The 12,675-nt window shown below is 64.2% G+C and carries 14 protein-coding genes; 1 reads left to right on the top strand and 13 read right to left on the bottom strand.

Annotated elements, in window-relative coordinates; translation table 11 throughout:
• Window positions 1-26 precede the first annotated feature (26 nt).
• Entirely contained in the window at window positions 27-590 is a 564-nt protein-coding gene (phaR, locus tag C4S70_RS12410; protein ID WP_104008431.1) for a polyhydroxyalkanoate synthesis repressor PhaR, read from the top strand.
• A 9-nt stretch (window positions 591-599) separates the two neighbouring features.
• On the opposite strand, the gene C4S70_RS12405 is transcribed toward phaR, so the two are convergent.
• From C4S70_RS12405 to C4S70_RS12345, 13 genes are all read right to left on the bottom strand, one after another.
• Window positions 600-1,790: a DegT/DnrJ/EryC1/StrS family aminotransferase gene (locus C4S70_RS12405; RefSeq protein WP_104008430.1), complete on the bottom strand. Its 1,191-nt coding sequence runs from the start codon at window positions 1,788-1,790 to the stop codon at window positions 600-602.
• A 106-nt stretch (window positions 1,791-1,896) separates the two neighbouring features.
• Window positions 1,897-3,207, bottom strand: a complete 1,311-nt coding sequence (locus tag C4S70_RS12400) for an NAD(P)/FAD-dependent oxidoreductase (protein WP_104008429.1) — start codon at window positions 3,205-3,207, stop codon at window positions 1,897-1,899.
• A gap of 83 nt (window positions 3,208-3,290) precedes the next feature.
• Window positions 3,291-4,655, bottom strand: coding sequence for a glutamine synthetase family protein (locus C4S70_RS12395; RefSeq protein ID WP_104008428.1), 1,365 nt, complete (start codon window positions 4,653-4,655; stop codon window positions 3,291-3,293).
• Window positions 4,655-5,365 carry a type 1 glutamine amidotransferase gene (locus C4S70_RS12390; protein WP_104008427.1) on the bottom strand — a complete coding sequence of 237 codons (711 nt, stop codon included), beginning with the start codon at window positions 5,363-5,365 and terminating at the stop codon, window positions 4,655-4,657. Before C4S70_RS12390 ends, C4S70_RS12395 begins: the two co-directional genes overlap by 1 nt.
• A gap of 31 nt (window positions 5,366-5,396) precedes the next feature.
• The gene (locus C4S70_RS12385; protein ID WP_104008523.1) at window positions 5,397-6,731 is read right to left on the bottom strand and encodes a glutamine synthetase family protein; all 1,335 of its coding nucleotides are present in this window, start codon (window positions 6,729-6,731) and stop codon (window positions 5,397-5,399) included.
• A gap of 230 nt (window positions 6,732-6,961) precedes the next feature.
• Window positions 6,962-7,771: an ABC transporter permease gene (locus C4S70_RS12380; protein ID WP_104008426.1), complete on the bottom strand. Its 810-nt coding sequence runs from the start codon at window positions 7,769-7,771 to the stop codon at window positions 6,962-6,964.
• The gene (locus tag C4S70_RS12375; RefSeq protein WP_104008425.1) at window positions 7,768-8,652 is read right to left on the bottom strand and encodes an ABC transporter permease; all 885 of its coding nucleotides are present in this window, start codon (window positions 8,650-8,652) and stop codon (window positions 7,768-7,770) included. The genes C4S70_RS12380 and C4S70_RS12375 overlap by 4 nt, the downstream gene beginning before the upstream one ends.
• Before the next feature lie 58 nt (window positions 8,653-8,710).
• Entirely contained in the window at window positions 8,711-9,439 is a 729-nt protein-coding gene (locus C4S70_RS12370) for a transporter substrate-binding domain-containing protein (protein ID WP_104008424.1), read from the bottom strand.
• 37 nt (window positions 9,440-9,476) lie between these two features.
• Complete coding sequence (locus C4S70_RS12365; RefSeq protein ID WP_104008423.1) at window positions 9,477-10,280, bottom strand: ABC transporter ATP-binding protein; 804 nt, start codon at window positions 10,278-10,280, stop codon at window positions 9,477-9,479.
• A gap of 143 nt (window positions 10,281-10,423) precedes the next feature.
• Window positions 10,424-11,170 (bottom strand): phosphate/phosphite/phosphonate ABC transporter substrate-binding protein, encoded by a 747-nt coding sequence (locus C4S70_RS12360; RefSeq protein ID WP_104008422.1) that lies wholly within the window; start codon window positions 11,168-11,170, stop codon window positions 10,424-10,426.
• Window positions 11,167-11,604: a tellurite resistance TerB family protein gene (locus C4S70_RS12355; RefSeq protein ID WP_104008421.1), complete on the bottom strand. Its 438-nt coding sequence runs from the start codon at window positions 11,602-11,604 to the stop codon at window positions 11,167-11,169. Before C4S70_RS12355 ends, C4S70_RS12360 begins: the two co-directional genes overlap by 4 nt.
• A 43-nt stretch (window positions 11,605-11,647) precedes the next feature.
• Complete coding sequence (locus C4S70_RS12350; protein WP_104008420.1) at window positions 11,648-12,100, bottom strand: tellurite resistance TerB family protein; 453 nt, start codon at window positions 12,098-12,100, stop codon at window positions 11,648-11,650.
• A 395-nt stretch (window positions 12,101-12,495) separates the two neighbouring features.
• Window positions 12,496-12,675 (bottom strand): transposase (locus C4S70_RS12345; protein WP_146064214.1); only part of this gene is annotated, 180 nt, incomplete at its 5' end.

Below are 12,675 nucleotides of genomic sequence, written 5' to 3'. Positions count from 1 at the left end.
CAACGCAATGTCGGGGAGGAACGGACGTGGCGGAAAAGGAAAAACCCCTTCTCATCAAACGATATGCCAGCCGCAGGCTCTACAATACCGAAACCAGCGACTACGTGACGCTGGAGGATATAGCCGGTTTCATCCGTGACGGCCGCGAAGTGCAGATCGTCGATCTCAAGACCGGCGACGACCTGACCCGGCAGTATCTGCTGCAGATCATCGCGGAACATGAGAGCCGTGGTGAAAATATCCTGCCCGTCAACGTCCTGAACGATCTCGTCCGCAGCTACATGATCCCCGGCGGGGGCATGATGCCGCAGTTCCTGCAACAGTCGTTCGAGATGCTGCGCAAAAGCCAGGAAAAGATGATGGAGAACATGAACGCCATGAACCCGATGGCCAAGATGCCCGGATTCGAGGCGTTGCAGGCCCAGCAGGAGGCGTTCCTCAAGGCGATGACCGCCGGATTGTCGGGCAACTGGTCGGGGCCGTCGCGCGAGGATGACGAGACGTCTTCGGACAAGGAAAAGTCCGAAGATCTCGACGCCATCAAGAAGCAGCTGTCCGACTTGCAGGACAAGCTGTCGAAGCTGAGCTGACCCCTTGCCTCAGGTGCCGTAGGCACGTTGCGGTCCGACGGTGCGTTCCGCGGCCTCGAGCAGAATGTCGGCGATCACGTCCAGTTCCGCGCGGGTCAATCGCACAGGCAGCCGCACATCGCAGGCCCGCATCAACATGGCGCGCGTCTTGGGCAGCTCCGGGATCTCGGGCAGAAACTGCCAGTTCCAGAAGGCCCGCGCATTGTCCGCGCTCATGCCAAAGACCTGCACGTTCACGCCCATCCCGGCCGCCATCGCGGCAAAGGCGCGAACCTGATCGTCGCTCATGCCCACCAGATTGAACTGGATCGAATCCGGCGCGCGCTCCTCCCGCGCCAGCTTTTCCGGCACCTCGATCCAGGGCGAGGCGTTGAGCCGCGCCGCCACATGGTCGTGATTGGCTCGCCCGTCACGCACCCGGCGGTCCAGCTCGGGCAGTTGCGGCCGGATCACCGCAGCCGACAGGTTCGACATGCGGAGATTGTAAAGCGGCAACCTGTTCTGCCAGCGGGCAAAGGCCTCCTGCAGAACCGGGTGTTTCTTCCAGTTGTGCTCATAGGCGCCGGACAGGATCACTGCCCGTGCGATCAGGTCGGCGTCGTCGCTGATCATGATCCCGCCCTCGCCGGCATTGATCATCTTGTAGGACTGGAAGGAAAAGCACCCCACGTGACCGATCGTGCCGATCTTGCGCCCGCCCCAGGTGGTGCCCAGCGAATGCGCGGCGTCCTCGATCACGGGAATGCCGCGTGCATCGCACAAGGCCATGATCGCGTCCATGTCGCTGGTGTGGCCGCGCATGTGGCTGATGATCACTGCCTGAACATCGCTCAGTCTGGCCTCGAAATCCTTCAGATCGACCCGGTAATTTCTGCCCACTTCGCACAGGACCGGGATGCACTCGGCATGCACGACGGATGACGGCACTGCGGCAAAGGTGAAGCCGGGGATCAGAACCCGGGCGTTCCGCGGCAGGTCCAACGCCTTGAGCGACAGGAACAGCGCGGCCGAACAGGACGACACTGCCAGCGCGTATTTCGTCCCCATCAGCCGCGCAAACTCGGTTTCCAGCAGGGCAACCGGCGCGTCCTGCGGCGCGGTGTAGCGGAACAGGTCTCCGGATTGCAGCAGTGCATCTATTGCCGAGCGCGCGGACTCCGGGATCGGCTCGGCTTGGTGAACGTCTGGCACCCTTTTCATATTTTGATTTCCCGAATTGAATATGCGGAAAAACTAAAACAAGTGCCGAGATGCGCCAAGGGGTCTGCCGCAGATTGTCACGGAAACTTCAAACAGCTATCGCCGCTCAGACCCCCAGCCGATCGCGCAGCGCAAACCAGGTCATCGCCAGAACCAGAAGCGGCGTGCGAAAACCCGGCCCACCGGGGAAGGGCGGAACAGGCAGGCGGGACATCACGTCAAAGCCCTCCGACTCGCCCCGGATCGCCAGCGCCATGAGCTGTCCGGCATGGGTCGCTGTGCCGACGCCGTGGCCGGAATAGCCCGAGGCAGACAGGATGTTCGGCGCGACCCGCGCGAGATAGGGCAGGCGCTTCATGGTGATGGCCAGAGTGCCGCCCCAAGCGTAATCGATCCGCACGTCCCGCAGATGCGGGAAAATCTCGGTCATCGGTTTGCGCACGACTGCGGCGATGTCCCTGGGGAACCTGTAGCCGTAACTCTCGCCGCCGCCGAACAGCAGCCGCTTGTCCCGGCTCAGCCGGAAATAGTTGATGACAAAGCGGCTGTCGGCCACGGCCACGTCGCGGGTCAGAACCCTGTTCGCGTCCTCGCCCAGAGGTTCGGTCGCGACGATGAAATTGTTGATCGGCATCACCCGCGCCGCCACCTTGCGGTTCAGCCCGCCGAGGTATCCGTTGCAGGCCAGGATCACATGATCGGCCACCACGCGGCCGCGGTCGGTGCGCACGATCGCAGGCTGGCGTTCCTCGACATGGTGAACCTGCGTCTCCTCGAAGATCCGCACGCCCGCGGCCGCCGCCGCCCGGCCCAGCCCCAGCGCATAGTTCAGCGGATGCAGATGTGCCCCGCCCATGTCGAGGCAGCCGCCCTTGTAGTCGGGCGAGGGGCAGATCGCACCGCACGCGGCCTCGTCCAGGATCTCGACCTTGTCATAGCCATAGCGGTCCCGCAGCAGCGCGCCGTATTCATGCAGATGCCGCACTTCGGCCTTCGACGAACCGGTCCACATGATCCCCGGCGTCAGATCGCAGTCGATCCCGTGCCGCGCGATCAGCCCGCGCACCAGATCCTTCGCCTCTTCGCCCATCTGCCACAGCTTCCGCGCATCGTCGGGGCCTACCAGCCTTTCCAGCGCGTCCTGCTCGACCCGCTGCCCGCTGCCCAGCTGCCCGCCATTGCGCCCCGAGGCGCCGAACCCCACCCGATGCGCCTCAACCAGCACCACATCCAGCCCCGCCTCGGCCAGATGCAGCGCCGCCGACAACCCGGTATAGCCCGCGCCCACCACGCAGACATCCGCCTTGACCTCGCCGCGCAAGGGCGGGAACCGGGCCAGCTCATGCGCCGTCGCCGCATACCAGCTCGGCGGAAATTCCCCCTTGCGATCATTGGAATACAATAGGTTCACGGCCACCCCCCGCAGGCCGCATCACGCCGACCTGCTGCTTCTTTCTGGTCTTAAATACCTATTGCGCCACGCATGCCACGGGCGCGCCGTCAGACGTTGAGCAAAAGGTGCTCTCGTTCCCAGGGAGAGATCACCTGCAGGAATTCCTCATATTCCGCCCGCTTTACCGCCGCATAGACCCGGGCGAATTCCGGGCCGAGGATCTCGTGCAGCTCGGTCGCCGCCTCGAACTGATCCAGCGCCTGACCCATCACCTGCGGAATGTCGCCCTCGCCGCGATAGGCGTCCGTCTTGCACTGCTTGCGCGGCCACAGTTCGTTTGCCATGCCCAGATAGCCGCAGGCCAGCGACGCGGCGATGCCCAGATAGGGGTTGCAGTCCATCCCCGGTATCCGGTTCTCGATCCGCTTCGCCTCGGGGCCCGAAATCGGGATGCGCAGCCCCGTGGTGCGGTTGTCCCGGCCCCATTCCAGGTTGATCGGCGCGGCATAATCCTTCACATAGCGCCGATAGCTGTTCACATAGGGTGCCATGATTGCGATCGCCTGCGGCATGTGGGCCTGCAACCCGCCCAGGAAGCCGAAGAACAGATCGGTTTCCCCGCCCTGAGGCCCGCTGAAGATATTCAGCCCGGTCGTCCTGTCCACCACCGAATGGTGAATGTGCATCGCGCTGCCGGGTTCGTCCTCGATCGGCTTGGCCATGAAGGTGGCAAAACTGTCATGCCGCAGCGCCGCCTCGCGAATCAGCCGCTTGAAGTAGAAGACCTCGTCGGCCAGCTTTACCGGGTCGCCGTGCCGCAGGTTGATCTCGAGCTGCCCGGCCCCGCCTTCCTGGGTAATGCCGTCGATCTCGAACCCCTGCGCCTCGGCAAAGTCGTAGATGTCGTCGATGACCGGGCCGAACTCGTCCACCGCCGTCACCGAATAGGCCTGCCGCGCCGCAGCCGGCCGGCCCGACCGTCCCATCATCGGTTCGATCTCCTTGGCCGGGTCCAGATTGCGCGCGACGATGTAGAATTCCATCTCGGGCGCCACGATCGGCTCCCAGCCCCGGTCGCGATATAGCTGGACCACCTTCTTCAGCACGTTGCGCGGGCTGAACGGGATCGGATTTCCGTCGCGGTCATGGGCGTCGTGGATGACCTGCAACGTCCAGTCCGCCGTCCATGGCGCGGCCGAGGCGGTGGACATGTCCGGGGTCAGGATCATGTCGCGCTCGATATACCCGTCTTCCCCGGCGGCATCCTGGCTCCAGTCGCCGGTGATGGTTTGAAAGAAAATGCTGTCGGGCAGGTGAAACTGTTTTTGCCGCGCGAACTTGCTGGCAGGGACCGCCTTGCCGCGGGCGATGCCGGGCAGATCGGCGATGATGCACTCCACCTCGTCCAGGCGCTTGCCGTCCAGATAGTTTCTCGCCGCTTCCGGCAACGTGTCGAACCAGGAATCGGCCATCAGGCCCTCTCTTTCCGTTCAGTGTCTTCGTGCTTGGAATGGTTCAGGAAAAATTCGGCCATGAAACGGCCCAGCGCCGCCTGGTCAATCTGAGCATCCAGACGTCCCGAGGCATCGTCCAGCACCTCGTCGGGCACCACGCCGCGCCCGCGTTTCTCGATCAGCCCGCCGACAAAGTCGCTGCCGAATTCGGGATGCGGCTGGATCGTCCAGATGGTATCGCCATAGGCCAGCGCGGCATGGCGGCAGAAGTCGTTGCCGCCGACGACCCGCGCCCCCTCGGGCGGTTCGGTGACCTGATCCTGGTGCCAGGCGTTCAGCGTGACCTTCTGCCCGTGCAGGTCGTATTCCGTGGGGCCGACCGCCCAGCCGCCCTGGAATTTTTCGACCTTGCCGCCCAGCGCCCGGGCGATGATCTGATGGCCGAAGCAGACACCAATCAGCGGTTTGCCGGACGCGCGGATCGCCCGGATCAGGTCTTCCAGCGGCGGAATCCATGGGTGATCCTCATAGACGCCGTGCTTCGATCCGGTAATCAGCCAGCCATCCGCGGCCTCTGGTCCCGGCGGGAAATCGCCATCCACCACCGCCCAGGTTTCGAACTCGAACCCGTGTCCGGCCAGCATGTTGCGGAACATGGCGTCATAATCGCCCGAACCTTCGATCAGGTCGTCGGGGGCGTGGCCCGTCAGAAGAATGCCGATCTTCATGTGTCACCATTGTGCGCGGGGGGCGGATGCCTCAGACCGCGTCGAGATAGATTTCAACCTTTTCGCGCGGCGACAGCTCGCGCATGTAGCGCAGCTCCTGCCGCTTGGTCATGACATAGTTGCGGATCAGCTCGGGCGCAAAGATGCGCGCGATCAGCGGGTCGCGCTCGAACGTCCCGATCGCTTCGCCCCAGTTGGCGGGGATGCGCGGCAGATCCAGCTCATAGGCGTTGCCGGTGACGGGCTCGGGCGGCATTCGCGCGTCCTCGATCCCGTTCAGCGCGGCTCCCAGAACGGCGGCGATCACCAGATAGGGGTTCGTGTCCCCGCCCGCGACACGATGTTCGATCCGCCGCGCCGCCGGATTGCCGCCGGGCACGCGCAATGCCGCGGTGCGGTTTTCATAGCCCCAGCAGATGCCGGTGGGCGCATGGGCCCCCGGCACCATGCGGTCAAAGCTGTTGTCGTGGGGGGCAAAGACCAGCGTGCTGCCCGGCATTGCCTCGAGACAGCCGTTGATCGCATGCAGCAGCGTGTCGCTGCCCCGTTCCGTGCCGTCGTCGAACACGTTGCGGCCCTGTTCGTCCAGAACCGAGAAATGCATGTGCATCCCCGATCCGGCGTAATCTTCATAGGGCTTGGCCATGAAGCTGCCGGCGAAGCCGTAGTTGCGCGCCAGCCCCTTTACCAGCATCTTGAACAGCCAGGCATCGTCGGCCGCGCGCAGGGCGTCGTCCTGATGCATCAGGTTGATCTCGAACTGCCCCAGCCCGGCCTCGGAAATCGCCGTATCGGCGGGGATGTCCATCGCCTCGCAGGCGTCGTAGAGTTCGGTAAAGAAGTCGTCGAACCGATCCAGCGCCCGCAGCGACAGTATCTCGCCCGCCTTGCGCCGCTTGCCCGACCGGGGCGAGGGCGGAACCTCCAGCGTGCGACCCGAATCGTCGATCAGAAAGAACTCCAGCTCGACCGCCACCACCGGATGCAGCCCGCGCTCGGCATAGCGGGCAACCACCCGCGCCAGCGCCTGCCGGGGGTCGCCGTCAAAGGGCTGTCCGTCCTCGCGATACATCCAGATCGGCAGGATCGCGGTTGGCGTCTTGAGCCACGGCGCGGGAACGAAACCGCGTTCGGTGGGGTGCAGAACCCCGTCCTGATCGCCCGAGGCCAGCACCAGCGGGCTGTCCTCGATATCCTCGCCCCAGATGTCCAGGTTCATCGCCGACAGAGGAAACCGCGCGCCGCCCTCGATGGCCTTGTCGGCAAAGCGAACCGGAATGCGCTTGCCGCGCGCCTCGCCGTTGAGGTCCGCCGCCGCGATGCGGATGGCCCGGATCTCCGGGTGGCTCCGCAGCCATTCCTTCATGTCCATGAGGGCCTCGTTGCGTGTGACCGATGAATTTGATCAAATTTCTATCCGCAGGTCGGCGTCGTTGGCAAGCGGATTCTCGCCCGCAAGCCGAGCGATGCCAGCCCGTCTTCATCTTGCGCAAAATACTCCGGTGAGCGCGTCGCACCTTTGGTGCGCCTCCGGCGCAACGGGCGGCGCCCCTCGCTTCGGTCGGATTGGCTCGGCCAGCCCGAAACCTGAAAGGATCAGCGCAGCAGGTTCAGGCGAAACGTCATCCGTTTGCGCCGTTCCTGCGGCAGGTGGCGGTTGAGGTATCGGTTCATCTGACCGAACAGGAACACGATCGCCAGCGTCAGCAAGATGAAATAGAAGGCCAGGATGGGGTAGGGCACGAACGGGTTGAAGGTCTTGTCGGCGAAGTAATTGGCGTAATACAGCGCATCCCCGCGCTGCTGCCAGGCCGGAAAGCCCGAGAAGAACACCAGCGTCGTGGCGTGGAACAGGAAGATCGCCTCGTTGGTATAGGCCGGCCAGGCCAGCCGCAGCATGGTCGGCCAGATGATCCGGCGGAACCGGGCCCAGCCGGACAGGCCATAGGCATCGGCGGCCTCGATGTCCCCCTTGGGCACCGACAGAAGCGCGCCATAGAAGATTTCGCCCGAATAGGCGGCCGTGTTCAGAAACAGCACGATCAGTGCCCCCAGCCAAGCCGAGGTGAACGGATCGAAGAAGGGGTGCACGCTCTTGAGGTTGAGAAAGAAGAAATAGGCGAAGAAGAACTGGATGAAGAGCGGCGAGCCGCGGAACACGAAGATGAACCATTCCGACGGCTTGCGCAGCAGAGGGTTGCGCGATGCCTTGCCCAGCGCCACGGCGGTGGCCAGGAAGAACCCGGTCAGCAGCGCCAGAACCCCGAAATAGATGTTCCAGATCATCCCCGAACCGATCAGGGTGAAATGCTCGCACAGGGTAAAGTCGGACCGGGGCAGCAGGCGTTCGCCGATCCCGATGGACCGCAGTCCGTAATCCTGAATCGTCTGCAGACAGCTGCTCATGCCGCGGCCTTTCTCTGCGCTTCGCCGCCCATCGTCGCCTGGCCATGGGTCAGCCGGCGCATCACGCGGTCCAGAACGATTTCGGAAACGCGGGTGAAGGCGAGGTAGAACACCAGCAGGAACAGGAAATACCACATGCGCCAGTCAGGGTGCGGGAAATCGGTAAAGCGGGGCGTCTTGGTGCCGCCCAGTTCACGCGCCCAATAGACGATGTCCTCGATCCCCAGCAGGAACAGCAGAGGCGTGGCCTTGATCAGAACCATCCACAGGTTGCTCAGGCCAGGCAGGGCATAGACCCACATCTGCGGCACGAGGATCCGCCAAAAGGTCTGGCGCCGGGTCATGCCATAGGCCTCGGCGGTTTCGAGCTGCGCCCGCGGCACCGCCCGCATCGCACCGAAAAGGACGTTCGCCGCGAAGGCCCCGAACACCAGCGCGAAGGTGATGATCGCAAGGAAAAAGGCATAGGCTTCGTGGACCCATTCGGGCGATGTGCCTAGCGGCAGCTTGGCCTGCGGGCAGACCAGGAAATCGTTGCCCCGCCGGATCGGCTCGGTCCAGTCCGGGCACTTGATCTTGTGGCGCAGCCATTCGAACATCTGGTCCAGCGCGATCACGAAGAACAGGAAGAAGGCGATGTCCGGCACCCCGCGCACCACGGCGATGTAGCCCCGGCCCAGCCAGCCGAGCGGGGCGAACCGCGCCCGCGCGGCCATTGCGCCGAGAAAGCCGAAGGCCAGCGCCACGGGCGCCGTGATCGCCAGCAGTCCCAGCACCTTGAGAAAGGACAGGTAGAACTGCATGTGCACGCCGTTGGTCAGGTAGCACGAGAACCAGCGGAACGTGTCCAGCGTCGAGGGATCGGAGCAATAGGAAAACATGCGCGCGCAGCCAAAGGGGGCAGGCCCGCGCAGTGCGGACCTGCCTTTGTCGGGTTGCTTAATCGAAGACGGCGGCGTCTTCGCCGAACCATTTCTTGATCATGGCGTTCAGCGTGCCGTCTTCCTTCATCGAGGTGATGGCGGCGTCGAACTTGGCCTTCAGCTCGGTGTCGGATTCGCGCAGGCCCATGCCGACCCCGCCGCCCAGGGCGACGTCGTCGCCCACGAACATCAACTCGCCATTGCTGTCTTCGACGATCGGGATCAGATAGTCCTTGTCGGCCAGCACGGCGTCCGCCTCTCCGTTGCGGACGGCGGCGATGGTTTCCTCCGGCGTGGCGAATTCCACCAGCGTCGCGCCGCCCATGCTGGCCACATGCGCCGCCTGGATGGTGCCGGTCTGCGCGGCAATCACGGCGCTGGACAGGTCCACGTCCTTGCTGGCCGCGACAAAGGCCGAGGCCGCGGGCGGGATATAGGCCTGGGTGAAGTCGATCACCTCGTCACGTTCCGGCGTGATCGACATGCCGGCGATGATGGTGTCGTAGTTCCCCGACACCAGGTTCGGGATGATCGAATCCCAGTCGTTCTTGACCCATTCGCAGGTCAGCCCGGCGCGCTTGCACAGCTCGTCGCCCAGTTCGCGCTCGAACCCGTCGATCTCGCCCTTGTCGTTGATGAAGTTATACGGGGGGTAGGCGCCTTCGGTGCCCATGCGCACGGTGTCCGCCAGGGCCATCGTGGCGCTCAGCGCCAGCGCGGCCGCGCCGATTAGCAGTTTCTTCATGTGTAACACTCCCTTTGGTGGTTTTGTGATTGAGCAATTATGCGGGCTGGGCGTGGGAAAGGAACCCCCTCAGCCGTTCCGATTTCGGCGCGCCGAACAGGGTTTCGGGCGGGCCTTCCTCTTCGATCAGACCCTTGTGCAGGAACACGACGTGATCGGACACGTCGGCGGCCAGGTTCATGTCGTGGGTGACGATGATCATGGTCCGCCCCTCGGCAGCGAGATCCTTGATGACCCGGATCACTTCCTGTTCCAGTTCGGGGTCCAGCGCGCTGGTTGGTTCGTCGAAGAGCAGCGCCTCGGGCTCCATGCACAGCGCGCGGGCAATGGCGGCACGCTGCTGCTGGCCACCGGACAGCTGTGCGGGATAGGCATCGCATTTGTCGCCGATGCCGACCTTGTCCAGATAGGCGCGAGCGGATTGTTCGACCTCGCGGCGGTCACGGCCCAGCACGGTGATCGGCGCCTCCATCACGTTCTGCAGGATGGTCATGTGCGCCCACAGGTTGAACTGCTGGAACACCATCGACAGGTTGGTGCGAATCCGCAGCACCTGCTTGGGGTCGGCGGGGCGGCGGTGCAGCCCCTGGCCGTGCCACTTCACCGGCTCGCCCTTGAACAGGATCTCGCCCTGCTGGCTGTCTTCCAGCAGGTTTGCACAGCGCAGCAGCGTGGACTTGCCCGAACCCGACGAGCCGATCAGCGATACCACGTCGCCGCGGCGGGCGGTGATGTCCACGCCCTTGAGCACCTCGAGCGCGCCATAGCTCTTGTGCAGGTCGCGGATCTCGATGACGGGCGGCGTGCCGGAATCGGGCGTGTCCTGGGCGCTGTCTGACAAGGTTCGTCCCCGGTGTGGCTTTTCATTTCTGGTCGGTTACTTGTGCGGATAATTCGCCGTTTTGCAATCGCCAAAACGCCGAAACGGCGCGGATCGGCTCCGTTTCGGAAGGTTCGGCCGCCGATTCTGCGAGGATTTCGAAGTCAGGCGGCCGCATCGGGCGCGGCGGGCGTGGGCAGGTCAAGGTAATCCTTGGCGGGAATCGCCACAAGCCCCTGAAGGTGCAGCGCGGCGCGGTCGTCTGCGGACAATCCGGCGATGGCGGCGCGGACGGCCTCGGCGATCGCTGCGGCGTCGCGGGCCTTCGCCGTAATCAGCGGCAGACCCGGCGTCGGTTCGGTGCGGCCGACCTCGCGCAGGTCTTTCGACACCGGATCGTGTTCCCGCAACAGCGTCCACGTCACCGCATCAAGCGCGGCGAAATCGGCGCGGCCCTCGGCCACCGCGCGGGCCGACAGCGCGTGACCGCCCGATCGCAACAGCTCTGCGGGCCTCAGCCCCATCGCGGAAAGATGCGCAATCGGCGAGGCCCAGCCGGATTGGGACCGACCGTCATTGAAGGCCATGGTGCCGGCGGCCAGCTCGGCCGGCGTCTCGCGCGGGTCGTCGGCGCGGGTGACGATGACCGAACAATAGTATCCCGGCGGGCAACCGGGCAGGCCGTAATCGGGGGTGCCGACCAATTGCACCTTTCCGTGCAGCCGCGTGCGATAGGGCAGGCCGCAGGTCTGCGCCAGAAGCAGATCGGGCGATTGCCAGATGTCCCAGAAATCCATGTCGCGCGTCAGGCGGCTGGGGCCATAGCCCAAGGCCTCGCGAATGCCGTTCCACAGCCGGTCGTTGGCGGCCCGAAGCGGCGCCATGTCATACATGCCCAATGCGGCGATCATCTGCCCTCTGCCTTTTGCCGTGCCAGCGCGCTGTCGCGGTCGTTCACGCCCAGAAGGCTGGCGATCATGCGCATCAGCGCGTCCTCTTCCTCGGCCCGCTGTCCGTCGGCCAACACCACGGACCACGCCGTCTCGACCACCGCGCGGCGGTCGTCATAGGCCACCGCTTCCTTGATCGCGCGGGTGAACCGCACCGTATCGGGCGCCTCGGCCTCCAGCGCCTCGGCCTCGCGGCGCAGGGCAGCGGCTGCGAACGGGCCCAGCCCGTAGCGGGCGGCCAGGATCCGGTCGATCCGGGCGATCTCGGTCTGCGCGTAATCGTTGTCGGAGCGCGCGATCCGCACCAGAAGCGCCGCCAGCGCCAGCCGGGCGTCGGCACCGGGCAGCCTTTGCGGGCCGGGATCGGTCAGCCGTTTCAGGAAATCCGTGAACATTGGGCCGCATATAGGCCGTTGGCCGGGCAGAGCCAACCGGCAATCACGCCTGCAGACGCGCCATCACCCGTTCGCGGGCAGCCTGGCTGTCATTGTAGCTCAGCCCCATCGCCTTTCGCGCGTCTTCGACGATCCGGATCTCGCCCTCCTTCTGCTCGCCATCGGCCAGCACGACTTCCCACAGCGCCTCGAGCGCGGCTATACGTTCCTCCAGCCCGGTGGTTTCCCGGATCAGCTTGCCGAAGGTGTCGGTGTCGGGGGCCGCTGCGTGCAGCTTTTCGCAGGTCGCGCGGACCTGGGCCGCCTCGATCGCGTTGTGTTGATAAAGCCGTTGCAGGATCCGGTCGATCAGGCTGATCTCTTCCACCTGATAGTCGCGATCCGCCTGCGCTACCCGCACAAGCAGCGCGCCCAGCGCAAGCTCGGCATCCGGGTCGGGAAGGCCGGTCGGCTTTTCGGGGCGGAACGCCTGGAAGAAGGTCTTGAGTAGCGGCATGGGCCGAAACTACCCCACATTTTGCGCCCGGCCAAGCGACAACCACCCGTCATGGGGGAATTTGCGGTCTTTTGCTGGCGTTCGACTGCGGGGAGCGGAAATGAAAAGGGCCGGTCAGATGTCCAGCCGTTTACTAAATCACGGCCAATTTATGAACTTTACAAGAACATAAGTCGAAAATATCATACCCGGCAATGTGTTGGCACATTGCCGGGTATTCGTCCCGCAGAAAAGATATTTTGGGCAGAGCAGGATGGCCTCGAGATCGGCGAAATCAACATTTAGAGATGCCGGCGGTGATCTTCGGTTGCCGGCTCCGCATGGTGATCTGCAGGTGAACGCCTGCCGGAATCCAGCGTGTGAAAATTTCGCCGTCGAGGCGCTAGACTCAGGCCTCATGGCCAGAAGATGACGATTGCAGCGAGAGCGATTGCCGACAAGAAGGCCTTCGGGCACCTGTCGTATCGCGTTGCTACGCGCCGCCAGTCCTTCAGCCTTCCGAACATGATCTCGATGCGGTTGCGTCGCTTGTAACGTCGCTTGTCGTATCGGACGGTCGTCTTGCGTTGTTTTCT

Origin of the sequence: Jhaorihella thermophila (assembly GCF_900108275.1) — a bacterium.
Lineage (GTDB): Bacteria > Pseudomonadota > Alphaproteobacteria > Rhodobacterales > Rhodobacteraceae > Jhaorihella > Jhaorihella thermophila.
This window is presented reverse-complemented; position numbering and strand designations above follow the sequence as displayed.

Coding starts and splice junctions, on each gene's coding strand:
- C4S70_RS12405 (WP_104008430.1), bottom strand. CDS start 1,790: ATGAAAAGGGTGCCAGACGTTCACCAAGCCGAGCCGATCCCGGAGTCC.
- C4S70_RS12395 (WP_104008428.1), bottom strand. CDS start 4,655: ATGGCCGATTCCTGGTTCGACACGTTGCCGGAAGCGGCGAGAAACTAT.
- C4S70_RS12390 (WP_104008427.1), bottom strand. CDS start 5,365: ATGAAGATCGGCATTCTTCTGACGGGCCACGCCCCCGACGACCTGATC.
- C4S70_RS12385 (WP_104008523.1), bottom strand. CDS start 6,731: ATGAAGGAATGGCTGCGGAGCCACCCGGAGATCCGGGCCATCCGCATC.
- C4S70_RS12380 (WP_104008426.1), bottom strand. CDS start 7,771: ATGAGCAGCTGTCTGCAGACGATTCAGGATTACGGACTGCGGTCCATC.
- C4S70_RS12375 (WP_104008425.1), bottom strand. CDS start 8,652: ATGTTTTCCTATTGCTCCGATCCCTCGACGCTGGACACGTTCCGCTGG.
- C4S70_RS12370 (WP_104008424.1), bottom strand. CDS start 9,439: ATGAAGAAACTGCTAATCGGCGCGGCCGCGCTGGCGCTGAGCGCCACG.
- C4S70_RS12360 (WP_104008422.1), bottom strand. CDS start 11,170: ATGATCGCCGCATTGGGCATGTATGACATGGCGCCGCTTCGGGCCGCC.
- C4S70_RS12355 (WP_104008421.1), bottom strand. CDS start 11,604: ATGTTCACGGATTTCCTGAAACGGCTGACCGATCCCGGCCCGCAAAGG.
- C4S70_RS12350 (WP_104008420.1), bottom strand. CDS start 12,100: ATGCCGCTACTCAAGACCTTCTTCCAGGCGTTCCGCCCCGAAAAGCCG.